General features: G+C 66.5%; 23 protein-coding genes and 1 pseudogene. 10 read left to right on the top strand and 14 right to left on the bottom strand.

All coding sequences use genetic code 11. The features are described 5' to 3' along the window. Positions 1–26: 26 nt before the first annotated feature. Positions 27–485: a VOC family protein gene (locus ACZ607_RS07175; RefSeq protein ID WP_469732614.1), complete on the bottom strand. Its 459-nt coding sequence runs from the start codon at positions 483–485 to the stop codon at positions 27–29. A 186-nt stretch (positions 486–671) separates the two neighbouring features. Here ACZ607_RS07175 and ACZ607_RS07170 point away from each other — a divergent pair, with 186 nt between their 5' ends. Further along, positions 672–2,168, top strand: a complete 1,497-nt coding sequence (locus tag ACZ607_RS07170; protein ID WP_469732612.1) for an MFS transporter — start codon at positions 672–674, stop codon at positions 2,166–2,168. Next, the gene (locus ACZ607_RS07165; RefSeq protein ID WP_469732610.1) at positions 2,165–3,208 is read left to right on the top strand and encodes a glutathione S-transferase family protein; all 1,044 of its coding nucleotides are present in this window, start codon (positions 2,165–2,167) and stop codon (positions 3,206–3,208) included. The genes ACZ607_RS07170 and ACZ607_RS07165 overlap by 4 nt, the downstream gene beginning before the upstream one ends. 5 nt (positions 3,209–3,213) lie before the next feature. Here ACZ607_RS07165 and ACZ607_RS07160 read toward each other — a convergent pair whose 3' ends face one another. Continuing rightward, entirely contained in the window at positions 3,214–4,083 is an 870-nt protein-coding gene (locus ACZ607_RS07160; RefSeq protein ID WP_469732608.1) for a DMT family transporter, read from the bottom strand. 114 nt (positions 4,084–4,197) lie between these two features. Between ACZ607_RS07160 and ACZ607_RS07155 the strand changes: the two genes are divergently transcribed. Next, complete coding sequence (locus ACZ607_RS07155; protein ID WP_469732606.1) at positions 4,198–5,319, top strand: winged helix DNA-binding domain-containing protein; 1,122 nt, start codon at positions 4,198–4,200, stop codon at positions 5,317–5,319. Between the two features lie 33 nt (positions 5,320–5,352). Here ACZ607_RS07155 and ACZ607_RS07150 read toward each other — a convergent pair whose 3' ends face one another. After that, positions 5,353–6,198: a response regulator transcription factor gene (locus ACZ607_RS07150; RefSeq protein WP_469732604.1), complete on the bottom strand. Its 846-nt coding sequence runs from the start codon at positions 6,196–6,198 to the stop codon at positions 5,353–5,355. 104 nt (positions 6,199–6,302) lie between these two features. On the opposite strand from ACZ607_RS07150, the gene ACZ607_RS07145 reads away from it, so the two are divergent. Both ACZ607_RS07145 and ACZ607_RS07140 read left to right on the top strand, forming a co-directional pair. Then, a complete protein-coding gene (locus ACZ607_RS07145) occupies positions 6,303–7,979 on the top strand; it encodes an AMP-binding protein (RefSeq protein ID WP_469732602.1) in 1,677 nt (558 codons plus the stop codon). Beyond that, positions 7,976–9,583 carry an AMP-binding protein gene (locus ACZ607_RS07140; RefSeq protein WP_469732600.1) on the top strand — a complete coding sequence of 536 codons (1,608 nt, stop codon included), beginning with the start codon at positions 7,976–7,978 and terminating at the stop codon, positions 9,581–9,583. Before ACZ607_RS07145 ends, ACZ607_RS07140 begins: the two co-directional genes overlap by 4 nt. A 21-nt stretch (positions 9,584–9,604) precedes the next feature. Here the strand turns inward: ACZ607_RS07140 and ACZ607_RS07135 are convergent, their stop codons facing one another. Both ACZ607_RS07135 and ACZ607_RS07130 read right to left on the bottom strand, forming a co-directional pair. Next, entirely contained in the window at positions 9,605–9,826 is a 222-nt protein-coding gene (locus tag ACZ607_RS07135; protein WP_382992982.1) for a hypothetical protein, read from the bottom strand. Positions 9,827–9,897: 71 nt separating this feature from the next. Then, positions 9,898–10,635: a hypothetical protein gene (locus tag ACZ607_RS07130; protein WP_469732599.1), complete on the bottom strand. Its 738-nt coding sequence runs from the start codon at positions 10,633–10,635 to the stop codon at positions 9,898–9,900. A gap of 256 nt (positions 10,636–10,891) precedes the next feature. On the opposite strand from ACZ607_RS07130, the gene gcl reads away from it, so the two are divergent. Then, positions 10,892–12,676: a glyoxylate carboligase gene (gene gcl, locus ACZ607_RS07125; RefSeq protein ID WP_469732597.1), complete on the top strand. Its 1,785-nt coding sequence runs from the start codon at positions 10,892–10,894 to the stop codon at positions 12,674–12,676. Positions 12,677–13,142: 466 nt separating this feature from the next. Here the strand turns inward: gcl and ACZ607_RS07120 are convergent. Continuing rightward, positions 13,143–13,874: pseudogene (locus tag ACZ607_RS07120) on the bottom strand (transposase). Between the two features lie 69 nt (positions 13,875–13,943). Continuing rightward, positions 13,944–14,357 (bottom strand): hypothetical protein, encoded by a 414-nt coding sequence (locus ACZ607_RS07115; RefSeq protein WP_469732595.1) that lies wholly within the window; start codon positions 14,355–14,357, stop codon positions 13,944–13,946. A gap of 172 nt (positions 14,358–14,529) precedes the next feature. On the opposite strand from ACZ607_RS07115, the gene ACZ607_RS07110 reads away from it, so the two are divergent. Then, a complete protein-coding gene (locus ACZ607_RS07110; protein WP_469732593.1) occupies positions 14,530–14,997 on the top strand; it encodes a hypothetical protein in 468 nt (155 codons plus the stop codon). Between the two features lie 67 nt (positions 14,998–15,064). On the opposite strand, the gene ACZ607_RS07105 is transcribed toward ACZ607_RS07110, so the two are convergent. The 4 genes from ACZ607_RS07105 to ACZ607_RS07090 form a co-directional block, all read right to left on the bottom strand. Next, complete coding sequence (locus ACZ607_RS07105) at positions 15,065–15,874, bottom strand: IS5 family transposase (protein ID WP_469732591.1); 810 nt, start codon at positions 15,872–15,874, stop codon at positions 15,065–15,067. Positions 15,875–16,073: 199 nt separating this feature from the next. Beyond that, complete coding sequence (locus ACZ607_RS07100; RefSeq protein ID WP_469732589.1) at positions 16,074–18,146, bottom strand: hypothetical protein; 2,073 nt, start codon at positions 18,144–18,146, stop codon at positions 16,074–16,076. Between the two features lie 112 nt (positions 18,147–18,258). Further along, positions 18,259–19,089, bottom strand: a complete 831-nt coding sequence (locus ACZ607_RS07095; RefSeq protein ID WP_469732587.1) for a hypothetical protein — start codon at positions 19,087–19,089, stop codon at positions 18,259–18,261. Continuing rightward, positions 19,086–19,922 (bottom strand): vWA domain-containing protein, encoded by an 837-nt coding sequence (locus tag ACZ607_RS07090; RefSeq protein ID WP_469732585.1) that lies wholly within the window; start codon positions 19,920–19,922, stop codon positions 19,086–19,088. Before ACZ607_RS07090 ends, ACZ607_RS07095 begins: the two co-directional genes overlap by 4 nt. Before the next feature lie 321 nt (positions 19,923–20,243). On the opposite strand from ACZ607_RS07090, the gene ACZ607_RS07085 reads away from it, so the two are divergent. Beyond that, complete coding sequence (locus ACZ607_RS07085; protein WP_469732583.1) at positions 20,244–21,104, top strand: DUF4231 domain-containing protein; 861 nt, start codon at positions 20,244–20,246, stop codon at positions 21,102–21,104. Between the two features lie 292 nt (positions 21,105–21,396). Here ACZ607_RS07085 and ACZ607_RS07080 read toward each other — a convergent pair whose 3' ends face one another. Together ACZ607_RS07080 and ACZ607_RS07075 are read right to left on the bottom strand one after the other, a co-directional pair. Next, positions 21,397–21,834 carry an N-acetyltransferase gene (locus ACZ607_RS07080; protein WP_469732581.1) on the bottom strand — a complete coding sequence of 146 codons (438 nt, stop codon included), beginning with the start codon at positions 21,832–21,834 and terminating at the stop codon, positions 21,397–21,399. A 66-nt stretch (positions 21,835–21,900) separates the two neighbouring features. Next, positions 21,901–23,184, bottom strand: coding sequence for an XRE family transcriptional regulator (locus ACZ607_RS07075; RefSeq protein ID WP_469732579.1), 1,284 nt, complete (start codon positions 23,182–23,184; stop codon positions 21,901–21,903). Between the two features lie 190 nt (positions 23,185–23,374). On the opposite strand from ACZ607_RS07075, the gene ACZ607_RS07070 reads away from it, so the two are divergent. Beyond that, complete coding sequence (locus ACZ607_RS07070) at positions 23,375–23,953, top strand: ATP-binding protein (RefSeq protein ID WP_469732577.1); 579 nt, start codon at positions 23,375–23,377, stop codon at positions 23,951–23,953. Positions 23,954–24,096: 143 nt separating this feature from the next. After that, a complete protein-coding gene (locus tag ACZ607_RS07065; protein WP_469732575.1) occupies positions 24,097–24,843 on the top strand; it encodes a hypothetical protein in 747 nt (248 codons plus the stop codon). 29 nt (positions 24,844–24,872) lie between these two features. Here ACZ607_RS07065 and ACZ607_RS07060 read toward each other — a convergent pair whose 3' ends face one another. Next, the gene (locus ACZ607_RS07060; protein WP_469732573.1) at positions 24,873–25,133 is read right to left on the bottom strand and encodes a cold-shock protein; all 261 of its coding nucleotides are present in this window, start codon (positions 25,131–25,133) and stop codon (positions 24,873–24,875) included. Positions 25,134–25,331: the final 198 nt, after the last annotated feature.

Below are 25,331 nucleotides of genomic sequence, written 5' to 3'. Positions count from 1 at the left end.
GGCGGTGGTCCCGAGGGCCCCGGGCCCTACCCGGTCGGCCCCTCGGACGGCTCCTCCGACGAGTTCCCCGACGACTTCTCGGACTTCCCGGACGGCGGGACCGCCGGATACACGGCGAGGGAGAACGAGTGCCCGGCCGGGTCCGAGTAGACGCGGACGTCGCGGGGGCCGCTGTTGTTGTCGCCGGTGTCGACCGGTCTGGCGCCGAGGCCTATCGCCTCGCGCTCGGCCTCGTCCATGTCTCCCGGGTCCACCAGGATGCGCAGGTGCGCCTGTTGGGAGTCCTCCGGGCGCGGCCAGCTCGGCGGCGCGTAGCCGTGGTCACGGCGAACGGCCAGGTGCACACCGGAGTTTCCGACTATCTCGACGAAGTCGGGATCGCTGCCGATCCGTGTCTCCCCGCCGAGGAGGCTCGCATAGAAGTCCGCGAGCTCGACCGGCTCGCCGCAGTCCAGGACCAGAACGCTCGTTTTCCCCACAGTCATGCCCCATCGGTACCCCCGATGGGGCCGTACACGCCGGGACGACGCCGTCCGCCGCTGACGGAGGTCCGCCTCTCCTCCGCTTCGCGATGTCCCCCCACAGCCCGAACGGCGTGGGACGTGCCCCCGCCATCCGACGCCGCGCGCTGATCCACCAGGAAGTGCGGGACAGCCCATAGGGTGCGGGACATGGCTGACAGCACGGAGCACCAGGCCACGGGCGCGCCCGGCCCCGGCCCCTCCGACCCCCGTCGCTGGCGTGCCCTCGCCGTCTGTCTGGTCGCGGGCTTCATGACGCTGCTGGACGTCTCCATCGTCAACGTGGCGCTGCCGTCCATCAAGGAGGGCCTCGACACCCCGGAGTCCGACCTCCAGTGGGTGCTGTCCGGCTACGCGCTGGCCTTCGGTCTCGTCCTCATCCCCGGCGGCCGTCTCGGCGACGCACGGGGGCGGCGCGCGGTGTTCATGGCCGGGCTGACTCTTTTCACCCTGGCCTCCGCCGCCTGCGGGGCGGCCCAGTCCAGCCTCTGGCTCGTCATCGCCCGGCTCCTCCAGGGCGCGGCGGGCGGACTGCTCTCACCTCAGATCTCCGCCCTGATCCAGCAGATGTTCTCCGGACGCGAGCGGGGCCGCGCCTTCGGGATGTTCGGCACCGTGGTCGGCATCTCCACCGCCGTCGGCCCGCTCCTGGGCGGCCTCCTGATCCAGGTCGCCGGGGCGGAGGAGGGCTGGCGCTGGGTGTTCTACGTCAACCTGCCGATCGGGGCCGTCTGTCTCCTGCTGGCCCGGCGACTGCTCCCCGACACCCCGTCGGCGGGCCGGGTCCGCCCGCGCGACCTCGACCCCTTCGGCGTCCTGCTGCTCGGGGCCGGTGTCCTCGTGCTGCTGCTGCCGTTCGTCCAGGCCCAGCAGTGGCCCGGCAACGGCAAGTGGCTGCTCGTGCCGGCCGCCGTGGTCCTGCTGGCGGCGTTCGTCGCCTGGGAGTCGCGCTGCGCGCGCCGGAGCGTCCAGCCGGTGCTCAACCTGGCTCTCTTCCGGCTCCGGACCTTCTGGCTGGGCTGTCTGATGATCCTGCTGTACTTCGCCGGGTTCACCTCGATCTTCTTCATCAGCACGCTCTACCTCCAGTCCGGGCTGCACTACAGCGCGCTGGAGGCCGGCCTCGCCATCACCCCGTTCGCCCTGGGCGCGGGTGCGTCGGCGAGCATCGGCGGCCGGCTGGTCGGACGGTTCGGGCGGCCCCTCATCGTCGTGGGCCTCACCATGGTGGCCGTCGGGCTCGGGTTCACCGCGCTGGCCGCGCACCTGGTGCCGGGCAGGGGCGCCGGGCTCGCGATGGCGGCCCCGCTGCTGCTGGCCGGGCTGGGCAGCGGACTGGTCATCGCGCCCAACCAGACCCTCACCCTCTCCGAGGTCCCCGTCGGCAACGCGGGCAGCGCCGGCGGCACCCTGCAGACCAGCCAGCGCGTCGGCTCGTCCATCGGGATCGCCGCGGTGGGCTCGGTCTTCTTCGCCCGGCTGGGCCCCGGCGACTGGGCGGGGGCCTACGACCACGGGCTCCTCGTCTCGGTCGCGTTCGTCCTGGCGGCCCTCGTCGTGGCGCTGGCCGACGTCGTGGCGGGCAGGCGGGGAAAGAGACATGACCGGACGCCCGACGCCACCGACCAGCCGAAGGGAACACCATGAGTGACACCGAGGACCAGGAGCAGGCCCGGGAGAAGGACGGGAACGACGCGTACGGCCACAAGCCCTTCAAGCGTTCCCGCAGCCACTTCGCCGACCGCATCACCGCCGACGGCCGCGACGGCTGGCCCGTCGAGGCGGGGCGCTACCGCCTGGTCGTCAGCCGGGCCTGTCCCTGGGCGAGCCGCGCCCTGGTCTCACGCAGGCTGCTCGGCCTGGAGAGCGCCCTCTCCCTGGCCGTCGCCGACCCCATCCAGGACGACCGCAGCTGGCGCTTCACCCTCGACGAGGGCGGCAAGGACCCGGTGCTCGGCATCGGCTATCTGAGCGAGGCGTACGACGCACGCGAGCACGGCTACCCGGGCGGGGTCAGCGTGCCCGCCGTCGTCGACGTGCCGACCCGGGCCCTGGTCACCAACGACTACCAGCAGATCACCCTGGACCTGGCCACCGAGTGGACCGCCCTGCACCGCCCCGGCGCCCCCGACCTCTACCCGGAGCGGCTGCGCGACGAGATCGACGAGGTGATGGACGGCGTCTACCGGGACGTCAACAACGGTGTCTACCGCGCGGGGTTCGCCTCCGGGCAGGGTGAGTACGAGGCGGCGTACGTCGATGTGTTCCGCCGCCTGGACCTGGTCTCCGAACGCCTCGCCGGACAGCGCTACCTCGTCGGCGACACGATCACCGAGGCGGACATCCGGCTGTTCACCACCCTGGTCCGCTTCGACGCCGTCTACCACGGGCACTTCAAGTGCAACCGCTCCAAGCTCGCCGAGGACCCCGTCCTGTGGGCGTACGTCCGCGACCTCTACCAGACCCCGGGCTTCGGTGACACCGTCGACTTCGACCACATCAAGCGGCACTACTACCAGGTGCACACCGGCATCAATCCGACCGGCATCGTGCCGCTCGGACCCGACCTGTCCGGCTGGACGGCCCCGCACCACCGGGAGCAGCTGGGCGGCCGCCCCTTCGGCGACGGGACCCCGCCCGGTCCCGTACCGGCCGGCGAGGAGGTCCCGGCGAGCGGGCGGCCCTGACCGGCTCACCGCACCCGGGGCGCCGGCTCCGGGCTCGCGGTCGCCAGCGGCGAGCGGGCGAGGACGACACACCCGGCGGCGATCAGCACCACCCCGATCAGCTGCGGCAGCAGCCACCACCCGGTCCGCAGCTCCTCGCCGAACAGCGTCACCCCGTAGGTGACGCTGATCAGCGCGTCCCCGAGCGTCAGTATCGGCTGCACCGCGACCAACGAGCCGGCCTGGAGCGCGTTCTGAAGGAGGAACAGCGCCCCCACGCCGGCCGCCGCGGTCGCGTACAACTGCCACGCCGTCAGGAGCCCCACCGCGCCGTCGCTGTCCAGCCGTGCCATGGCGTCCTTCATCAGCGCGGCCGTGAGCGCGTACCCGCAGGCCGCGGCCAGTCCCAGCAGCGCGGCCCGGGCGTTGCCCGAGGTGCCGAGCGCCGCACCGATCAGCGCGGCCTCGAAGATCCCGGTCGCCACCAGTGCCGGGATCCAGGCCGCCCCCTGGACGTCGTCGCTGCCGCCGACCGGCGCGGCGGAGGCCATGCCGAGGGCCAGGCCCGCCGTCACCGCGGCCACCCCGGCCCAGACCGGGCGCGACACCCCGATCCGCATGACGTACCCGGCGACGAGCAGGGTCGCGGGCAGCTCGATCACGAAGATCGGCTGGACCACCGCGATGGGGCCGGTGGCCAGCGCCACCGCCTGGCAGATCGCGGCGACGATCACGAGGCCGATCCCGGCGAGCCACACCTTCTGGCGCAGCAGGTGCCCGATCAGCGACAGGCGCATCGCCTCGCTGTCGGGCACCTTCAGGGCGGCGCGGCGCTGGAGCACCGAGGCGGTGCCGTTGCTGAGCGCGGTCAGGACGGCGAACAGGACACTGATCACGCGCCCCATCATGAGGGGCGACCCCACCCGGTACGCGGTGCCGCGCATCCCTGGGGTGTCGCGGGCGCCGCCCCTTCCGGGCCGGCGCCCGACGAGCCGCGTAATCTGCGGTCCATGGCCGACAGGAACGCTCCCGTGCTCTCCATCCGTGCACTCAACAGGGCTACGCTGCAACGCCAGTTGCTGCTCCGGCGCGCCGCCGTGCCGGTGAAGGACGCCGTCAGCCACCTGGTCGGTCTGCAGGCCCAGAACACCAGGCCGCCGTACTTCCAGCTCTTCTCCCGGCTGGAGGGCTTCGACCCCGCCGAGCTCTCGGCGCTGATGGAGTCGCGCGAGGTGGTCAGGATCGTCAGCCTGCGCTCCACCATCCACACCCACACCGCCGAGGACGCCCTCACCCTGCGCCCCCTGGTCCAGCCGGCCCGCGACCGTGAGCTCGGCATGTTCCGCAGCGGGCTCACGGGTGTGGACCTGGACCGGCTCGCCACCCTCGCCAGGGAGCTCGTCGAGGAACGGCCGCGCACCATGAAGGAGTTGCGGGAGGAGCTCCTCCCGCACTGGCCGGACGCCGACCCCCGGGCCCTCGCGGTCGCCGCCCGCTGCCGGCTGCCACTGGTCCAGGTCACCCCGCGGGGGGTGTGGGGGCGCAGCGGGCAGGTCGCCCTGACCACCGCCGAACACTGGCTGGACACTCCGTCCCGCCCCGCGGCCACGCCCGACGCCACCGTGCTGCGCTACCTCGGCGCCTTCGGGCCGGCCTCGGTGAAGGACATGCAGACCTGGGCCGGACTCACCCGGATGCGAGAGGTCTTCGAACGCCTGCGCCCCCGGCTCGTCACCTTCCGCGACGAGAACGGCGTCGAGCTCTTCGACCTGCCCGACGCCCCGCGCCCCGACCCCGACACCCCGGCCCCGCCGCGCTTCCTCCCCGAGTTCGACAACGTCCTGCTCGGCCACGCCGACCGGACCAGGGTGATCCCGCCCGCGTACAAGGGCCGCAACGGCCTGGGCAACCAGACCTACGGAACCGTCCTGGCCGACGGGTTCCTCGCCGCGCTCTGGCGGCTCGACGAGACCGGCCCGGACACCTCGGTCGTCACCGTGCAGGCGCTGGGCGGACTCGGCCCCGCCCTCCGCGAGGAGATCACCCAGGAGGCCGTGGACCTCCAGACGGTGATGTCCCGGGCACCGGTCCACGACGTCCGCTTCGATACGTTCGTGGACTTCGGGGACTGAGAGGGCATCCGGTACGGCTCCGGGGCGTCCGCCCTACGGCAGCAGGCCCGCGCGGCGCGCCGCCACGACCGCCTCCAGCCGGGTGTGCGCCCCCAGCTTCCGCATCGCGGACCGCAGATAGCTCTTCACGGTCTCCGGCCGCAGCCCCAGCCGCTCGGCCGCCGAGGCGTTCGTGGCACCCGAGGCGACGCAGGCGATCACATCCACCTCGCGCGGCGCCAGGCGTACCCGCCCCGCCGCCGGGCTCCGGTCCGGCCCGGCGGCCGACGCGAGGCGGCCGCACACCGCCAGCAGCTCCTCGCGCAGCTCCGGGTCCACGATCCTCGGGGCCAGGGCGCGCAGCTCACGATGGGCCTCGCGGACGTCCTCCCAGGTGCCCGGCTCCGCACCCGGATCGGTGATCTGCTCCCTGGTGGCCGCCAGCAGCTGCTGCACCTCGTCCCGGACGGCCAGGGCCTGCTCCACGTCCCGGGCCGCCGACGCCGCCGCGTCGAACGTACGGTCCCCGAGGGTGAGCGGCTCGCGCAGCGCCCCGTACAGCACACCGCGCACCGTCCGGCGTACGACGACGGGCACCGCCACGACCGAGCGCAGGCCCTCCGCCGCGACCGCCGTGTCGTACTCGTGGCTGATGTGGCGCGACGAGCGGTAGTCCGTGACCGCGCACGGGCGGGACAGGGCGATCGCCTTTCCGCCGAGGCCGCTGCCCGCCGAGATGACCAGCCCGCGCAGTGCGGGCGTCTGCGCGCCGCTCAGCTCCGCGATCCGGGCGTGACGGGCGTCCGACAACAGCCCGCCGAAGACCACGGGCAGCCCGCTCGTCCGGCGCAGCCCGAACAGGGCCGCCCGCAGCTCGGTCGCCTCGCCCGGTTCCGCCATGCCGGGATTCTCCACCCTGCCGGACCTACCCCCGTCCGGGGGTGGTGAGATCTGGGTCACTGTTCACATGATGTTAAAGGACGGGTTCGCGACGAGGAGGGCACATGCCGGCAACGAGTGCGACGGAGGCGTTCCGGGCTGCCCGGGACTTCCTGATCGAACACCGTGAGGACTACACCGCGGCGTACGAGGGCTTCCGCTGGCCGCGCCCCGACTACTTCAACTGGGCGCTCGACTGGTTCGACGTCATCGCCGAGGACAACGACCGCACCGCCCTGCACATCGTGGAGGAGGACGGCCGCCGCACCGAGGTGTCCTTCGCCCGCATGGCGGCCCGCTCCAACCAGGCCGCGAACTGGCTGCGGGAGCAGGGCGTGGCCGAGGGCGACCGGATCCTCGTCATGCTCGGCAACCAGACCGAGCTGTGGGAGACGGCGCTGGCCGCGATGAAGCTCCGCGCCGTCGTCATCCCCGCCACGCCCCTGCTCGGCCCGGCCGACCTCCGCGACCGGGTCGAGCGCGGCAGGGTCCGCCACGTCCTCGTACGGTCGGCGGACACCGCCAAGTTCGACGAGGTGCCCGGCGACTACACCCGGATCGCCGTCGGTGACGAGGCCGACGGCTGGCTCTCCTACGACGGCGCCGACGAGGCGGCGGAGACCTTCACCCCGGACCGCGAGACCGACGCCGGGGAACCCCTGATGCTCTACTTCACCTCGGGCACCACGGCCAGCCCGAAGCTCGTCGAGCACACCCATGTCTCCTACCCGGTGGGCCACTTGTCGACGATGTACTGGATCGGGCTCAAGCCCGGCGACGTCCATCTGAACATCTCCTCACCCGGTTGGGCGAAGCACGCCTGGTCGAACCTCTTCGCGCCCTGGAGCGCCGAGGCCACCGTCTTCATCTTCAACTACACCCGGTTCGACGCCGCCCGGCTGATGGCGGAGATGGACCGCTCCGCGATCACCAGCTTCTGTGCGCCGCCGACGGTCTGGCGGATGCTCATCCAGGCCGATCTCGCGCAGCTGAAGACCCCGCCGCGTGAGGTCGTCGCCGCCGGCGAGCCGCTCAACCCCGAGGTCATCGAGAGCGTCCGGCGCACCTGGGGCGTCACCATCCGCGACGGCTTCGGCCAGACGGAGACCGCCGTACAGGTCGCCAACACACCGGGCCAGCTGCTGAAGGCCGGCTCCATGGGGCGGCCCAGTCCCGGCTTCAAGGTCGAGCTGCTGGATCCGGTCACCGGTGAACCGGGCGCGGCGGAGGGCGAGATCTCCCTCGACCTGGCGGCGGCCCCCGTCGGCCTGATGACGGGCTACCACGGCGACCCGGACCGCACCGCCGAGGCCATGGCGGGCGGCTACTACCGCACCGGCGACATCGGCGCACGCGACGAGGACGGCTACATCACCTACGTGGGCCGGGCCGACGACGTGTTCAAGGCCTCCGACTACAAGATCTCGCCGTTCGAGCTGGAGAGCGCCCTGCTGGAGCACGAGGCGGTCGCCGAGGCCGCGGTCGTCCCCGCCCCCGACCCGTTGCGGCTCTCCGTCCCGAAGGCGTACGTCGTGCTCGCCGAGGGCTGGGAACCCGGCCCGGACACGGCCAAGGTCCTGTTCGAGCACTCCCGGGCGGTCCTCGCCCCGTACAAGCGCATCCGCCGGCTGGAGTTCGCCGAGCTGCCCAAGACCGTCTCCGGGAAGATCCGCAGGATCGAGCTGCGCGAGCGCACGGCGCAGGGCACCGGCACCGAGTTCGACGAGGGGGACCTGCGATGACCGGCCTGTCCTACGCGCACGGCACCAGCGCCACGGAACTGCTCGGCGACACCATCGGACGCAACCTGGCGCGGGCCGTCGAGTCGTACGGGGAGCGGGAGGCCCTGGTCGACGTGGCGTCCGGCCGCCGCTGGACGTACGCCGAGTTCGGCGCCGCCGTCGAGGAGCTGGCCCGGGGGCTGATGGCGTCCGGGGTGGAGAAGGGCGACCGGGTCGGCATCTGGGCGGTCAACTGCCCGGAGTGGGTCCTCGTCCAGTACGCCACGGCCCGGATCGGCGCCGTCATGGTCAACATCAACCCGTCGTACCGCGCGCACGAGCTGGAGTACGTGCTGAAGCAGGCCGGGATCTCGGTCCTGATCGCCTCGCTCGCGCACCGCACCAGCGACTACCGCGCACTCGTCCGGCAGGTCCGCCCCGACTGCCCCGCACTGCGCTCCGTCCACTTCATCGGCGACCCCTCCTGGGACGAACTGACCGCCGCCGCCCCGTCCGTGTCGGCCGGCCGGCTCGCGGCGCGCGAGGCGGAGCTCTCCTGCGACGACCCGATCAACATCCAGTACACCTCGGGGACCACCGGCTTCCCGAAGGGGGCGACGCTCTCCCACCACAACATCCTCAACAACGGCTACTTCGTGGGAGAGCTGGTCGCCTACACCGAGCAGGACCGGGTCTGTCTGCCCGTCCCCTTCTACCACTGCTTCGGCATGGTCATGGGCAACCTCGGCATCACCTCCCACGGCGCCTGCATCGTGATCCCCGCGCCCGCCTTCGAGCCCGCGGCCGTGCTGGCCGCCGTCCAGCAGGAGCGCTGCACCTCGCTCTACGGTGTGCCCACGATGTTCATCGCGGAGCTCGGTCTGCCGGACTTCGCCTCGTACGACCTCTCCTCGCTGCGCACCGGGATCATGGCGGGATCGCCGTGCCCCGTCGAGGTGATGAAGCGGGTCGTCGCGGAGATGCACATGGACGAGGTGTCCATCTGCTACGGCATGACGGAGACCTCACCCGTCTCCACGCAGACCCGGCGGGAGGACGACCTGGAGCGCCGCACGGGCACGGTCGGCCGCGTGATGCCGCACATCGAGGTGAAGGTGGTCGACCCGGTGACGGGCGTGACCCTGCCGCGCGGTGAGGCCGGCGAACTGTGCACCCGGGGCTACAGCGTGATGCTCGGCTACTGGGGCCAGCCGGAGCGGACCGCCGAAGTCGTCGACGCCGGACGCTGGATGCACACCGGGGACCTCGCGACGATGCGGGAGGACGGCTACGTCCAGATCGTCGGCCGGATCAAGGACATGATCATCCGAGGCGGCGAGAACGTGTACCCGCGTGAGATCGAGGAGTTCCTCTACGGACACCCGAAGGTCGCGGACGTCCAGGTGGTCGGGGTGCCGGACGAGCGGTACGGCGAGGAGATCCTGGCCTGTGTGATCCCCCGCGACCCGGCTGATCCGCCGACGCTCGACGAGGTGGAGGCGTTCTGCCGCGAACAGCTGGCGCACTACAAGATCCCGCGCAGGCTGCGGATCCTGGAGGCGTTCCCGATGACCGTCAGCGGTAAGGTGCGGAAGGTCGAACTGCGGGAGGGGTACGGCGCGTAGCCCACGCCGGGGGCCGCCGGATCAGGCGGCCTCGATGACGCCGGAGCCTATCCCCTGGGTCGCCGCCGCCCACTCGATGAGCAGCACCTCGTACTCCGCGGCCTCCACCTGCGTCCAGTCCTGGCCGGCCCGCGAGTCGACGAGGGCGCGAATGGCGTCGTTGGCCTCGACGACGGACGGGTGGACGGGCTGGGTCAGGAATACGGGGGCGGAGTAGGCGGGAAGCCGAGGAGTTAAGACCATGTCTTCACTCTACGTCCTCATACTGACAACAGCTCGAACATATGCGGCTGGCAGGGCACAGGTGACCGAAATCATTCGGCGGGGGCGGGGCCGACGCTGACCAACTCGTCCGCGGGGCCGTTCACCGGCTGCGGCGTGCCGGTGAGGTCCAGGACGAACAGCGGGATGGCGAGGCCGTCCGCGCGTGACCGCGCCTCGTCCGTGTAGCCGGCCAGGGAGAACAGGGCCCCGGACACCGAGGTGTTCAGGGCGTTCAGCCAGAGGCACTCGACGTCACGCAGGGGGGTCGGCCGCGTGGTCGCGTCGACCTGCGCGATGAGACCGGCGGCCCTGAGGTCGATCCGGGACGTGGGGCGCACCTCGGGCTGGACGACGTCCCGGAAGCCCAGCCATCTCAGGTAGAGCGCGGCGGTGTTCACCGCGTCACGTGCCGTCCGTATCACCAGGGGCCTGAACAAGGGCCGGGGATGGGCGGCGGTCCGCGGCAGCGGTATGTGGGACGGGCCCGGTGAACCGCCCTCGGTGGGCTGCGGCATGGCGCCGCGTGTGGCCACCGGGCGCACGGGGATCCGCAGCACCGCGCCGCAGGGGCAGCAGAGTTCGGGGTGGGGCCACTGGTCGCGACGTCCGCAGGAGTGGCACCGCACACTCACCCAGTCGTCGTTCCAGGTGCGGTGCGTGATGAGTGCGGCCGGCGCCCCACGCATCAGTGGCGGCGCGGTCGGCGAGCCGCACGGGCACGGATATACCGGCGTGATGTACGCGTGGTCCCGGCGGCAGACCGGGCAGCGCACCGGTACGGACTCCACGTGCTGCCCCTTTCCTCCGCCTGACGGCGGTGACTGCGTTCCGTACCCCCATCGTCCACCAGGAGCGACGTTCAGGGGAGTGATTTGCGCACTTCGGGCCGATGGTCTCGGCCGCTTCCCCCGCTCTCCCTTGACGGCCGTTCCGGACCGCCCTAAATTGATTTCACATAGTAGAAGTAAGTTTCCGTAATGTGGAATTAACGCTCTCAGGTGGCGCGACAGAGCCCGACTCCACCAGGTCCGAGCAGGAGCACTCATGCCTCGTATGACCGCTGCCCGAGCGGCAGTTGAGATCCTCAAGCGCGAAGGCGTCAGCAACGCGTTCGGTGTGCCCGGTGCGGCGATCAACCCGTTCTACGCGGCCCTCAAGGCCTCCGGCGGGGTGCACCACACCCTGGCCCGTCACGTCGAGGGCGCCTCCCACATGGCCGAGGGGTACACCCGGGCCCGGGCGGGCAACATCGGCGTCTGCATCGGTACGTCGGGGCCCGCCGGCACCGACATGATCACCGGCCTCTACTCGGCCATCGCCGACTCGATCCCGATCCTCTGCATCACCGGCCAGGCGCCGACCGCCGTCCTGCACAAGGAGGACTTCCAGGCCGTCGACATCGCCTCGATCGCCGCCCCGGTCACCAAGGCCGCCACCACCGTCCTGGAGGCCGCGCAGGTCCCCGGCGTCTTCCAGCAGGCGTTCCACCTGATGCGCACGGGCCGGCCGGGGCCCGTCCTCATCGACCTGCCCATCGATGTGCAGCTCACCGAGATCGAGTTCGACCCCGAGCTGTACGAGCCGCTGCCGGTGCACAAGCCCGCCGCGAGCCGCAAGCAGATCGAGCGTGCCGTCCAGATGCTCAACGCCTCCGAGCGGCCACTGCTCGTCGCGGGCGGCGGCATCATCAACGCCGACGCCTCCGAACTCCTGGTGGAGTTCGCCGAACTGACAGGCGTCCCGGTCGTCCCCACCCTGATGGGCTGGGGCATCCTGCCCGACGACCACGCGCTGAACGCGGGCATGGTCGGCCTCCAGACCTCGCACCGCTACGGCAACGCGAACTTCCTGGAGTCCGACTTCGTCCTCGGCATCGGCAACCGCTGGGCCAACCGCCACACCGGGAAGCTGGACGTCTACACCGAGGGCCGCACCTTCGTCCACGTCGACATCGAGCCCACCCAGCTCGGCAAGATCTTCGCCCCCGACCTCGGGATCGCCTCCGACGCGAAGGCCGCGCTGGAGCTCTTCGTCGAGGTGGCACGCGAACTGAAGGCGGCGGGCGAGCTGAAGGACCGCTCGGCCTGGGCGGCGTCCACCCAGGAACGCCGGGCCACGCTCCAGCGCCGTACGCACTTCGACAACGTGCCGCTGAAGCCGCAGCGGGTGTACGAGGAGATGAACCGGGCGTTCGGCCCCGAGACCCGGTACGTCACCACTATCGGCCTCTCCCAGATCGCGGGCGCGCAGATGCTGCACGTCTACCGCCCGCGCCACTGGATCAACTGCGGCCAGGCCGGCCCTCTGGGCTGGACGATCCCCGCCGCGCTGGGCGTCGCCACGGCCGACCCGGACGGCTCCGTGGTCGCCCTCTCCGGCGACTACGACTTCCAGTTCATGCTGGAGGAGCTCGCCGTCGGCGCACAGCACCGCATCCCGTACGTCCACGTCCTGGTGAACAACTCCTACCTGGGGCTGATCCGCCAGGCGCAGCGCAACTTCGACATCGACTTCCAGGTCAACCTGGAGTTCGAGAACCTCAACTCCCCGGAGCTGGGCGTCTACGGCGTGGACCACGTCAAGGTCGTCGAGGGCCTGGGCTGCAAGGCGATCCGCGTCACCGAGCCGGACCAACTGCTGCCGGCCTTCGAGGAGGCCAAGAAGCTCGCGGCGGAACACCGGGTGCCGGTCGTGGTCGAGGCGATCCTGGAGCGGGTCACGAACATCTCGATGAGCGGCAGCGACATCGCGTCGGTCAATGAGTTCGAGGACATCGCCTCGGAGCCGGGCCACGCACCTACGGCGATCCGGCCGTTCGTGGGGGCCTGAGCCAGGAGGGGGCGCGGTCGTGTTGCCGGAGAGCACCTGCGGGTAACCGTGGGTGCTCTTTCGGCTTGCGGCCCCGGCGCGATTAATCCTGCGGTTACACGAGCACGTCTCGTCGCGGGTCGGCCGGCGGCCCAGACGAGGAGTGCGCAGAGGGCGAAGGCGGCGCCGAGAAGGCTGGATCCGGCCCACCCTGCGGCGGAGTACACCGCGGTGGTGCCGGTCGCTCCGGCGGCGGAGCCGAGGGAGTAGAGGAGCATGTAGCCGCCGATGGCGCTGCTCGTCCGGTGTGAGTAGGCGGGTGTGAGCAGGTGCTGGTTGTTGACGTGCACCGCCTGCACCGCGAAGTCGAGGGCGATCACGTCGCGACGACCGGTCAGGACGGTGTTGTCTGAATTCGGCTAAGCGTTGTCCCGTAAATGCTCTCCGAGCGGCCTCGAGCTTGGTGGGCTGCTGCACGGCGGGTGGTCTATCCGGTGAGGGCGAGGTTGTGCATCCGTGCAATGCCGAGCATGGCGTCGTGGACGCCGTCGCCTTTGAGACGGCAATCGCGGAGAATCTTCCAAGTCTTCATGCGAGCGAAAGCGTGCTCGACGCGGGCGCGGACCTGCTTGTGGGATTTGTTGTGGTCCTGCTTCCAGCCGGGCAGATCCTTGCCCTTGCGGCGCCGGTGCGGCATCACGAGCCCGGTGCCCGGATAGCCGCCGTCGGGTGATGGTTGTCGTCGTGCCGACGGCGGCCTTCGCCCTGGACTCCTCCCACACCTTCCAGTCGTTGCGGTTGCCGGGCAAGGGCTGGCCGACCACCACGACGAGGCGGGTGTCGGCTCGATGACCACCTGGTGGTTGGTGGAGTATCTGTAGTTCCTTCGACTGCTCAGCAATGGTGTGGTCACGGGTGAGCACCAGGGTGCCGTCCACGATGAGCACAGCGTCCTTCGCGAACCGCTTGCGGGGCTGGAGGGCGAGCATCGGCCCGAGGTGATCGATGATTCGGTCCGCGGCCGACTTGGCCTGCCGAACAGCGGAGCAAGTTGCCGCATGGTCAGATTCGTGCGCCAGTACGCCGCGACCAGCAGTGTCCGATCCTCCAATGACAGGCTCCACGGCCGGCCCCTGCGGACCGCATCAGCTCCCTGACGCCGCAAAACCGTCACGAGCTTCCCGAACTGCCGCGGACTCAACCCGGTGAATGGGGCTATCTAGGAGGGCTCCGACGCCGTGATCACACCAGCCATAACAAGATCATCTCCTCCGTGACTAGAGGCAGCTCAGGTGCGAAGGCTCAACCGCACTCTGAGCAGGTGGCGTAGACGGGCAGAGGCGCCACGGAGGTTGCCGAGCTTCCTCACCTCGTCCGCATCAAGTTCCAGCCGGTCTGCAAGAGCAAGCACGGCGGTGTAAGGCCGTTCGCCCTCTTCGAGCTTCGCGGCAACGGCACCGAGGACAGCTCGAAGAACGACGGGGTTCGCGCCGGAATGTTTCGCCAGCAGACACAGGAGCCTGTTGTCGTTCCAGACGCTGTCTCGGGCCGTGCTCAGCTCCTGCAGGGCGACGGGCGGGGCGTGGGGATTGGCAGCCAGGGCCTGCCAGACGAAGGGGTATGGACATTGCGCGAGACGCTGCAGCACGACGCTGTCCTTCTCGGCATGCGCCAGTGCGAGGTAGTCGGCGGGCGTGGGCACGAAGATGACCTCCCAGGAGCGTCGAAGCTGTCATCTTGCCACTGCACCTTGTCGTGCCTGCCTCCACCATCATTTACGGGACAGCTCTTAGAGCTCGTAACACGATCATGAGCGGGGCACTTCGGGATCCTCGTGGGCTGCGCGCCGCGACGGGCGTGGCATCGTCGTACGGATGAGCCACGTGAACAACGCTGCCCGTTCCTCCGAAGGCACCTGGGTCTTCGGTCTGGAGGAGATCCCCGCCGCTGACGCGAGCGAGGACGGCTCGATGCATCAGGTCGCTCCTGCCTTCGGTAGGACTCTGATCAGGGCCCCCGAGAACACGCCACAGGCTTTGCGATGGGCAGCGGAGGAGTTCGTTGACCAGTGTGGGCCTGACTGGGCAGTCTCGTCGGTGCTTCTGCAATGGCTCAAGATCGAGGCCGGCGACGAGCTACTACTGGGCGTGGAAAGCTGTGTCCTGGAGCGCGTCTCGGACGATCAGATTCGCCTTCACGCCAACTACAACCAATGGGACGATCTGGTCGCTCCTATCTCAGTTGTTCGACGCATGCTGGTCGACATGGCGCACTTCATCGTCACGGAGGCCCGCTACCCGCTCCCTGCCTGGCGAATCAGGCGACTGGGAGGGCGGGACTGAAGCCGCAGGCGCAATGCCGAGTAGGTCGATACGTGCGACCTTGACCCATTTCACCCCATCGTCGTGATCACTCACTTGTCTTCTTGAGCCGCCGCCAGCAGATGAGGCTGCAGGCGAGGGAGACGAAGGCGTCGTGGAGTTCGGTGCGGCGTTCCCAGCGCACAGCGAGGCGTTTGAAGTGGTGGAGCAGGGCGAAGGTCTGCTCGACGACGTAGCGGAGCTTGCCGATGCCCTTGATGTTGGGTGATCCCTTGCGGGAGATGACCGGCAGGATTCGTCGGCGACGCAGCTCGTCGCGGTTGGGGTTGGAGTCGTAGCCTTGGTCGCCGAGCAGGGCCTCTGGTCGTCGGCGGAGTCGGCCGGGGCGGCCTGCGACGGGTGGGATGCCGTCGACCAGGGCGAGAGTCTGGGTGACGTCGTTGACGTTGGCCGCGGTCGTGATGACCTTGAGCGGGGTACCGCGTCCGTCGCAGATCAGGTGGTGCTTGCTGCCCGTCTTCCGCCGGTCGACCGGCGACGGACCGGTGTCGGCGCCCCCCCTTTTCGCGCGGATGTGGGAACCGTCCACACACGCACGCGACCAGTCGAGTTCGCCAGCCGCGTTCAGCTCGGAGAGCAGGATCCGATGCAACTGGTCGAAGACCCCTGCCTCCTGCCACCGCTCCAGCCGGCGCCAGCACGTCTGCCCCGAGCCGAACCCCAGCTCCAGCGGCAGCAGTTGCCAGGCTATGTCGTTGTACAGGACGAGCAGGATGCCCTGGAGGCAGAGCCGGTCCGACACCGGCCTCGGCCCCGGAGACCGCTCCGGCCACGGCGGCAGCAACGGCTCGACCAGAGCCCACAACTCATCGTCCACGATCCACGGTCGAGTACCCACACCCTCACGAACGGCCGAATCATCACACCGGTAACGGCCTACCAGGACGATGCAGATAGCCCGAGGACCGTTTCGTCTCAAAGCAACTTGGACGGGGGCTCTATTAGAGGACGGTGCCCCTCTTACCTATTGCAGGTGTCCGACGCTGCCTGTCGACGTTGTCATGCAGTTAAGATCAAAGGCTAACATCGTTGTCAACTCACTTTCGAAGGAACAGGAACTGAAGGTACCTAAAGTAGGAGACTTTTCGTGCGCCCGCCCGCAGTCGAGTTCTCGCCTCATCCAATCTGTGCGTCTCTGCTGCGTTTGCTCGAATATCTGTCAGGCGTAGCCTGAGTTTCGCGATCTGGGTTCGCAGAATATCCAGCTCTTCCTGATGGAGGTCAGCGAGGCGGGTGCGGGCAGTCCCGAGATCTCGTCTAGCAGTGCTTCGCTTTTGCTCTGCTAGCTGTTCGACCGAGTTTCTTCGAGCTTGAATCTCGTCAAGCCTCGGTTTGAACATGCGCTCGATCTCCGCTTTCTGTTCCACAGGGAGAAGCACAGGACACGAATCTCTTGCCTCTTCTTCACATCGCTGACGCCACGAATGCAGAGTATTTGCCTTCGCCGGTCCGATCCCAGCAACCTTTACTGTTTGCCCATCTGGGGTTACAAGCAACGCGCCGGCGCCACCCTTGATGAGCTTAACTCCAATGAAGTCCGCCGCCGAATGGAGGTCCAATTTTGCGAGTGCACTTACATGCTTCGAAGTTATTCCGGATAGACGAGCCTTCCTAAGCAGATACGACGACAACCTTTCAGTAACCCAGGGCTCCTGAAAGGGACGCAGCATCTCGGCGACAGAGTTATTTTTCTCAGCTCTTGCCAGTCGCAACTCTCCATCTAGCTCCGACACTGCAAGCTTTCTCTCAGATTCTATGTGTGCGAAATCTCGATGCAACTGGACCGTAAGTTCGTGATTTTCTTCTGAATTTACCCCCATCCTAGCTTCTTCGTCGCTAATTAGCTGATCAAGCTCTTCGCGGACCACGGCGTAATCGACCGAGGCATCGCGCGTCAGATCGATAAGTTGATTCAAACTTCTCTGACTATTGCGAAGCGCCTCCACTTCAGGGCGTCTGGCGCGAACCAAGGCTGACAGGGAAGCAAAGAACATCAGAAGGACCGCCACACCTGAAACCGCAATGCCCACATCGAGAAGGCCAGCTCCGCCTGTCGCAATAGGGGCAATGATGGCAAAGACACCAAGCAAACGCAGGAAGAACTCCTTCCTCCGCCACCCACGGAAACTCTCCACAGAAAAATCTTGCCGCCCAGAGCTTCCTGTAAGATGCGTTTCGAGCCAGGCTGGCTTACCCGGCTGAGCGTCGGAATCGGGTCTAAAAAGGGAATCGGCGAAGCTGTGCAGGCCCGCATCTATTTCAACGTCGAGCGATTCCAAGTTAAATCTTGGGATTTCGTCAAAATGTTCTTCGCATAGATGCGCGAGCCGCTCCATGGAGTTTTTCACAAAAGGGTTTGGGTGACGTAGCAGCCCTGGAAAGTGCGCCGACCCTGCCGGATCCAAGAAGTCATCCTCAGAGAGGAGCAGGGATTCGCCATCCGGTTCATGAATTTGTGACCAAAGCGCAGGGTCCGCAGCTACGGCAGTAAGTGTCGTATAGATCACCCAAGATGAGAAGTTGTCTATATTGGGACCGAAGTCATCGAGAGTCCGGTATGGGGACTGGTAATTTCGATGTCCAATTTCAGTGCCCCGTTCGCCCGCCAGCGATGGTACGAACAGACCGTCATAATCTACCAACCGTAACGTGCGATCGGGAGCCACCAACAAATTTCCATGCTGAAGGTCTCCATGGGCCATATTATTCCGATGTAGATCACCTACGATCCCGGCAAAGTTGCGAGCTACTTCGGCGACGGCTTCCTGGTCCTGGTAGTGACTATTTATCCAATGTGAAAGTTGCATGCCATCGACCCATCTCATTCTAAGGATAGGGTATCGAGAACCCTCCACGAGTATCCCCTCAGAGATGTACTCAAAATCCATTTTCCAGGGTTGTGAAAGGGAATCAATGTCGACTCGCGCGAGGTGCTCGCTGATCTTTTCATACCTACGTTCCTGACCCTGCACTTCCCTGGTGAAGCATTTAACGGCTGTGTGTTGAAGCCCGTCGGCGCCAATAAGCGAGAACACGGTTGCCGAACTCCCGGAGATAGGTTTCGGTACACCAATTGCATTCATTACAGGCTTGGTGTTCTTGAGCTCCAAGAGCTCGAAGCAGAGTCGCGTATTCTGTAGAGCTGTGGAATATTGAGACCCGGTAGGCATCCTTCGAGATTCGCGCTCATTTGCCGGATCGGCATGGGTACCGGTCATCCGATCACTCCGAAATGTAAATACGCATGAGGGTGATGTCGTCGTTGCGGAGTCTTCCGCTGATTATCATTGACGATAGCCAGGACTCGAATTCCGACCTATTCTCTGGGTGGCTGAATATTCTTACCTTATCTAGCACTTCTGTTATTTGGCTAGGAGCAGCGTTTTCGACGACAGACACGAACCAGGCAGCAAGGGCATCTGTCATGAGGAAGAACTCGTCGCCACACGTAAATGATCCACGATCAAAATAGGTGCGCTCGCATACAGCGTCCAAGTCGGCCTTGCTCCCCAAGAGATCCGGGCTAACCCCGAAATCTGCAGAGGACTGAACGGGAAATTGGCTGATAACTCTCTGACCCCTGATTTGAAATAGGCAAGAGTCTCCTAAGGCTGCCGCATGCCAGCGGCCCTCTGGTGCTTCTTCGAAATGCACAGCCAACAGCGTGGCGAATGCCCCCGATGTCAATTTCGCCTCTTCATACCAGCGCAATGGGCGACCAGAGGCAACACGTTGTGTTACGTATCTGGAAACCCAACTCTCCCAGTGGTCCATAGTCTGCATAATGAAATGGCGGAAACTATCCCCTGAGCCCGTGAAGCCGTCCGGAATGCAACGAGAACTGTCGGCGGCATGCCGGGTGATCATTCCTGCCCATTTCTTCGCAAACATGCTTTCAGTTGCGCCATCGGAAATGGCCACCGCGACGGGGCCAAGACGCTGACTGCCGAAAGAGAGGTCACGATCTATGCAAAAGGAGTCCTCGCACTCGTCCTCACTGCTCCCCTTCTTGGGGATTGACAACGCCTGTACTGCAATAGGGCGAGGATTCACCGCAAATCCGTTGCGCGCGTACCGATGTCGAGAAATTGAACAACGGCGGTAATATCTGCATTGTACACAAACCCGCGAGTTTCATCGCTGACTCGATGCCCTAGGGATGCCGCATAAGAGCGCATGTGGCCAGGAAGCGGGCTAGACATGGCAAAAAGGAGACGTGAGTATGAGTCTGGTAGTGCCTTTTCGGATTGGGGGAATGTAAGAGGCTGACCGCCGGCAGCTGACACGTGAAGGTTAAAAAGGAGGGGTGAGCCGTCTGCAGTGGTGTGGATGCAGATTGCGTTGCCAGCCTCGGTGGGATCGCCATCTGTGGACTGGCCATCGGTTAGGTTCAGTACAATCGGAGGAAATCCTCCTGGGTGTTCTTCTACCCACTTTGCTACCAAATTATCGGCGTACTGCAAAGCGCGATTCATAGGTGTTCCCCCGTGTGAGACCGGCTCCATCCAAACCGGAAAGCTTGCAGCGGTTTCGACGAGACCGCCTGCCCCGTCAGGAACCTTCCGGATGCGCTGATCCACTCTTGCCGGATTGTCCGCAATGAGTGACAGAGGAATTAGGTCACGTTCAGCGAGTTTACCGTCGAAAGCAGGGCCTACAGATTCACCGTATCCAATGACCGCAACATGAAAGTAATCGCGGACGCCTGATTCCTTGGCACATTTGATGGTCAGCTCATAAAGAAGGCGATTAATTGCGTCAGCGACCACTTCTGCCTTAGGCTGCGGGATGTCGCCGCCAATCGCACTCGCCATAGATCCGGATCGGTCTACTAGGAATACGATGCACGCAGGGTTACTGCGGCTGATCTCTGCTGAGTATGGCATCTCGGCCTCCTAGGCATTGTGATTCGGGTTGAGCCCAGGTTGCACCTGCCGACTGGCCCCCGTCAGGACTTCCTAGCCTAGTCTCACAGTGTGTCTATGGCAGGCTGTTGAGCTGAACTTGGGGGCAAGAGGCCGAGGGCTGAGTGTCGTGGGCGCAGGTCAAGGGTCGGCAACTCCGCGTTGCGCCAGCAGCCGTGACCAGGGATGTGGCACCAGTGTGTTCGCAACTGGGCCGATCGGCAGCACGTACTTCATAAGTGGAATTCAGAATTCCGGAACAGTGAGGCACTCTAAGCTATCCAGGCCGGAGCGAGGAGGAGCATGTCCGCGGAAGAGAGCAGTGCTGAGAGTGGCGCCAGCCGGCGTCTGGCTAGGTCCCTCAAGCGGCAAGTGGCGGAGGCGGAGGCGGTGCTGCTTGCGCGCCGCCGAACGAACCGCTGGTTTCGAGTTTGCTTGGCCGTGGTGGCAACCGCTGTCCTCGTCGGTGGGATAGCTTCGGCGGTCGCCTGGGGTAACGCAATCGCCGAAAAGGTGATTCTTGTTTGCTGTGTCCTCGTAGCTGCTTTCGGTGGAGTATCGGTATTTATCAAGGCGTGGGTTCGTGGGAAAAATCTACCCTCCCTAGAGGAGGTGGAAGCCACGCTTGAGAGAATTCGAGATGATCTGCGCTGGACAGAGGCAAGCAATAGCGTCGCGAGTCAGGTTAGTCAGAGCCTTTACAAGGCAGATGTGGCTGCACACATTGCACAGTATCAAGAAGAGAGCGATAAGTATCGCAAGATTCACAACAGGCTTCAGTCCGTAATCATTGTTGGATCGCTATGCACAACTACCGTAGCTGCGCTGCAATCGGGTGAGATGACGCTCGAGCAATGGATTACAGTTGGTTTGAGTTTTGCTGTCGGGCTTGCTGCAGGTTTTATGGGGTACTTCAAATTCCGTGAGCGAAGTTTCTACCTTCAGCAGACCGCAGACCTGATTGAACAAGAGGTCAACGCGATGACGTTGGGTATTGCAGACTACTCGGGGATGAACCGTCAAGAATCTCTCGCACGCCTCGTTGAGCGGGTGGAGGTGTTTCGGAACGAACAGCGGCGTCGGCAACAGCAATTGGATCAGCCAGTGGAAGAACAGACTGCCGGATCTGCTGAATGGAGTCGCTCCTCGACAGGGCTAGCTTGATTCGACCCGAGCATCTGAGGCTCTCGCTTGTGCTACGGCATGGCCGAGGCTAGGCCGTTCTCCCTGCCTGCTCACTAGCGCAGGCCCTGTCCGCCGTCGACCCAACACACCGTGCGTGGAGCGGGTGTGGCTCATGGCGTCCAGGTGGAGCGCCACTGTACGAACGACCTGGACGCTATGGGCCGCGTCCGCTTGGACAACGCGGCGTGCCCAGGGGCGAGAATTCCGAGACTGACACCAACGGGTCATTTTCTGCGCTGCCCGCCTTTTGGCTCACCAGTGTCACGGATCATCACGGTGAGGCCGGTGACGGCTGGCTCTGCCCGATGTCCTCGTAGCCCCATGACATGTAGAGCGCGTGGACCCTTCCGTCGCCTGCGGCCTCATTGACCATGAGCGTCACGTACGGCTCGTCGCGGGTGGCGAGGAGGGCGTCGTGGATGCGGCGGGCGGTGCCGGTCTTGCGCCAAGCCGGGCTGACGCCGATCTCCTGGAAGGCGATGGCCGGGTGCTTCGTGTGCTGCTCCGCCGGAGCGGGGTTGGTGCGCTGCCAGTAGCGGTCACCGTGTTCGATGCTGTTCCTGCATGTGTAGCCGACTCTTGGATGTGCGTGTACGTGAGGACGGCGTTGAACCCTCGGTTCGGTCCATTGTCGGTCACCGCGTTCGGCGAACGCGGTGACGGCGTAGTTGGACAGGTGCAGCAGCAGGAGGCGCACCTCGGCGTACACGTCAGACGATCGTCGCGGGCGGTGCCGAAAGCGGTGGGGTAGCGCGGCTGGCAGCAGGCTGCATGCTCATGCGGTCACCTTCCAAGAGGCGGTGTGCTCGTCCCAGGTATCCATGGCAGAGCTGACCGGTGCGAAGGTGCGCACAGCAACCCCGAACTCCCGCAGCATGCCTGTGACCCGGGCGTGTTGAGTAGCTACCTCGGCGGGCACCCTCATCGCGGTGGCCGTAGCGGCGTCGGGTGCACCCTGAGCGAGTTGGGCCTGTGCGAGCCGGGCGGTATTGATGGCGCGGTCACGCTGCACCTGAGGCGGAAGGAGGGTCAGGCTCCGGTGGGCGTGTGACTCAGCCTGCTCGTAGCATCCAAGGCGGAGGTACGCCGACAGCGCAAGGGTCTCGAGTTCTGCGCCGTTGCGAACGCCGGCCATCCACGCTGGACGATCGAGATCGGGATCGGCGCGCTCGTATGCGTCCTGAGCGCAGCCGAGAGCGTGCTTCACGGCAGTTGCGTCACCCGTGACGCCAAGGGTGGCGGCGTGGCGGGCGTGCCCCAGACATGCGAACAGTGGGTCCCGGCGGGTCAGATGCAGGTTGCGTGCGACATCGTTGGCGGCGATCGCATCGGCGGGGCGGCCCATGTGGCGGTACATGGTGCCCGCGTGACTCCAGATGCGGAACTTGATGGCCTGGTCGCCCGACATCTCGGCGAGTGCCTGGGCCTCACGCATGTGCGCCTTGGCGACGTCGTAGCGTCGGCCGTCGATGGCCGCCCACATCGCAGACGAGCGGAACGCGGCTCCTGAGGCATAGAGACTGCTGCGCACTCGTTGCGTGGCACTGCCCGCGTTCTGGAGGTTGAGCGCCTCGTCGGCGAGTGCTGCGGCCTGCATCTCGATGCGAGGCTGCCCGCCGTGTCGGTGGTCGCTGGCGATGATCTCGGCGAAGCGCTTGTTCAGCCGGTTGACGTCGCCCATGCCGATCCGGCGCGGTGACGCTGTCCCTGGGGCTGCTGCTGCGGCAGCTGCCGCAGCGATGCCGCCGAAGAGGGTGCGGCGCTTCATTCCGGGTTCCTCCTGGTGCGATGACGCTGGGGTGGGTGAAGGCCGACTTCGCGGAACGAACCCTAAGGCGACGGCGGGTAAGCCGGTGACGTTCTCAAGCGCGGTACGCGTTGCTGACTTCGGCCAAGTGACTCGGCCTGCCTTCCACGCACGGACCGATGAACCGTCGAGCCCGCCTATACGTCCCGTCAGCTCTTCAACAGCACTGTTGACGGCATCGGCCAGGCTGTTGGAGCTGTACCCATGCTCGGTCATCCACGCTTCAAGGGCGGTGTTGCGGATCGCGGCCATGCGGGCACGGTAGCTGCCGCGCTCTTGGCCCACCACGTAAAAGGCAGGTCAAAACGCCCTAGGCGAGCCTGTTGGGCGAGCGCTTGAAAGCCCTAACCGGCCTTCGGGGGAGCGGAGTTACCTAGATGCCAGTCACTCTTCGGGAGTGGCTGGTGACTATTTGTTCCCTCTCTGGAGAAGGAGGCTTGCCGTGCCCCACGAACAGACCCGGAGGAGCCGGCTCGCGTTGGCGGATACGCCCAATGCCGTCGCTCTGGCGCGGCTCCACACTGCTGATGTTCTCTCGGGCTGGGGCGTCTCCTCCGATGTCGTCGAGACGGCGAAGCTCCTGGTGTCCGAGCTGGCGACCAACGCCGTGCGGCACGCGGAGGAAGGTGAGGCACCCACGCTTCCGTTCTCGTCGCAGAGCACCGTGCAGACCTTCGAGCTGTTGTTGGAGGTCTCGCCCGATGCCGTCAGGCTTTCGGTGTGGGACCGCGATGTGAGGGCGCCCGTTCTGAAGGAGGTCGGCGTCGACGCGACGGGTGGGCGCGGAATCTTCATCGTGGCGGTGATGAGCAGTAACTGGGGTTACCACCTGGCCCGTGGCCTGCCGGGCAAAGTGGTGTGGGCTGAGATCGCCCTCGCATTCGCGAGCCCGGATAAGAGCCGCGACTCTTCGGTGTCGTCCGCGGGCCGGCGTGCAACGGCTGACCTCCGTGCGTCCGGGGATACGCGGGCCGACCCGAACTTGATCGGTCGCGTACTCGTCGGCATCAAAGAACTCTGAGCGCGCCGACCGAATCCCCTCCGCCCGCTCAGATTGCTGCCCGTGGCTCCGTACAGAAGTCGCCGAGTCAGGGCCTTGCGGGATGCGACCGGAGCGAGTTGACCACTGACAGGTGTTGGACCTACCCCCACGAGGACATTCCGATGACGAATTCGCTGACGACTGCGGCGGCCACGACTCGCGCGCTGAAGCTAGTCCTGGAGTACGCCGGTCTCGGCTTCGAGCTGGAGGAAGGCGGCGCTCCGGGTGGCTGCCGTCTGCGGTTGACTCCCTCGGCCGCCCACCCCTGGACGCGCGGAAACGTGCGGGCCCACCTACTCGCCGAAGGCATCGCCGCAGAGGTGGCACGTTCTGAACAGCCTCTGTCCTGCCCCGGCCGCGAGCTGCTTCTCCTCCTGCCTTCGGAACAGGAAGTCCGGTCTCTTGGGCGGCTGTTCGAGGCCCGTCTCACCGAGGTGCAGAACGCGGCATTGCAGCTGCATCGCGCGCTGGCGCGCATCGGCGTCGAGCGGCGCCTGGACATCCAGACCATGGGGGAGCGGGCCCTCATCGACATCGGCGTGTTCGATACGGACGCGGCCACGCAGCTGTACCGCAGTCTCGGCGGTGACGATGCGGTTCTGTGTGGCTTCGACCTCGGGGACTGGCACGACCACGAGCGGTTCGCCCGGGAACTGGAGCGGGTGATCTCCGCGACCGGCCAGGTGACGCTGATCGAGTCGGTGCCCACCTGCGGGCACTGCCGGGGTCGGCGCGGCGGCAACCGCATCCGCTTCGACTACCTGGATGCCGATGACGCTCTGCTCCTCGCGGACACCTTGCTCCGGGCCGTCGCATCGGCAGGCTCGGCCCAGGTCCCACGACCCCTGCCGGCGCGGACGCGACCGTAGCGGCGGTGGCGCGTGTGCGGCCGTCGATGTCAGGCAGGCCGGGGAGTGATGCTCACCGCGCGGTAGTCGTAGCCGTCCTGCTTGAAGCCGGGCGCTTCCCAGGTGAGATCGACCTTCTGCCCCGGTGACAGCGTGCGGAAGCCGGGCACCTGGATGTCGGCGTAGTGGCCGAAGCAGCCTCCGGGAGTCTCGGGTGAGTCGAGGACGCCCCACCCCTCCTCATCGTTCCACTCGCGCACAGTCGCGGTCACGACTGCCGTCTCCTTGTGGAGCTTTCCGCGACGCCCCATGTGCCGCTCCCTTCCCTCATGGCCGCAGGAGGCGGTCACACGGTGATCATTCCAGCTCCTCCGCCGTCATGGGTCCCGGACGGGCTTCTCCTGGAGGAGGAGTCCTGGGGTGCCCGCCTCCCAGCACCGTGACTCCGGTCCGCGCATCCGCAGCGCGCGAGAAGGGCGTGGAGTACGGGACCGTATCCGTACTCCACG

This window comes from Streptomyces sp. NPDC104381 (assembly GCF_055583745.1).
This window is presented reverse-complemented; position numbering and strand designations above follow the sequence as displayed.

Bases quoted from the DNA above. Each gene is read 5' to 3' on its own strand.
- ACZ607_RS07175 (WP_469732614.1), bottom strand. From the start codon at position 485: ATGACTGTGGGGAAAACGAGCGTTCTGGTCCTGGACTGCGGCGAGCCG.
- ACZ607_RS07170 (WP_469732612.1), top strand. From the start codon at position 672: ATGGCTGACAGCACGGAGCACCAGGCCACGGGCGCGCCCGGCCCCGGC.
- ACZ607_RS07165 (WP_469732610.1), top strand. From the start codon at position 2,165: ATGAGTGACACCGAGGACCAGGAGCAGGCCCGGGAGAAGGACGGGAAC.
- ACZ607_RS07155 (WP_469732606.1), top strand. From the start codon at position 4,198: ATGGCCGACAGGAACGCTCCCGTGCTCTCCATCCGTGCACTCAACAGG.
- ACZ607_RS07150 (WP_469732604.1), bottom strand. From the start codon at position 6,198: ATGGCGGAACCGGGCGAGGCGACCGAGCTGCGGGCGGCCCTGTTCGGG.
- ACZ607_RS07145 (WP_469732602.1), top strand. From the start codon at position 6,303: ATGCCGGCAACGAGTGCGACGGAGGCGTTCCGGGCTGCCCGGGACTTC.
- ACZ607_RS07140 (WP_469732600.1), top strand. From the start codon at position 7,976: ATGACCGGCCTGTCCTACGCGCACGGCACCAGCGCCACGGAACTGCTC.
- ACZ607_RS07135 (WP_382992982.1), bottom strand. From the start codon at position 9,826: ATGGTCTTAACTCCTCGGCTTCCCGCCTACTCCGCCCCCGTATTCCTG.
- gcl (WP_469732597.1), top strand. From the start codon at position 10,892: ATGCCTCGTATGACCGCTGCCCGAGCGGCAGTTGAGATCCTCAAGCGC.
- ACZ607_RS07110 (WP_469732593.1), top strand. From the start codon at position 14,530: ATGAGCCACGTGAACAACGCTGCCCGTTCCTCCGAAGGCACCTGGGTC.
- ACZ607_RS07090 (WP_469732585.1), bottom strand. From the start codon at position 19,922: ATGCCATACTCAGCAGAGATCAGCCGCAGTAACCCTGCGTGCATCGTA.
- ACZ607_RS07085 (WP_469732583.1), top strand. From the start codon at position 20,244: ATGTCCGCGGAAGAGAGCAGTGCTGAGAGTGGCGCCAGCCGGCGTCTG.
- ACZ607_RS07075 (WP_469732579.1), bottom strand. From the start codon at position 23,184: ATGGCCGCGATCCGCAACACCGCCCTTGAAGCGTGGATGACCGAGCAT.
- ACZ607_RS07065 (WP_469732575.1), top strand. From the start codon at position 24,097: ATGACGAATTCGCTGACGACTGCGGCGGCCACGACTCGCGCGCTGAAG.
- ACZ607_RS07060 (WP_469732573.1), bottom strand. From the start codon at position 25,133: ATGGGGCGTCGCGGAAAGCTCCACAAGGAGACGGCAGTCGTGACCGCG.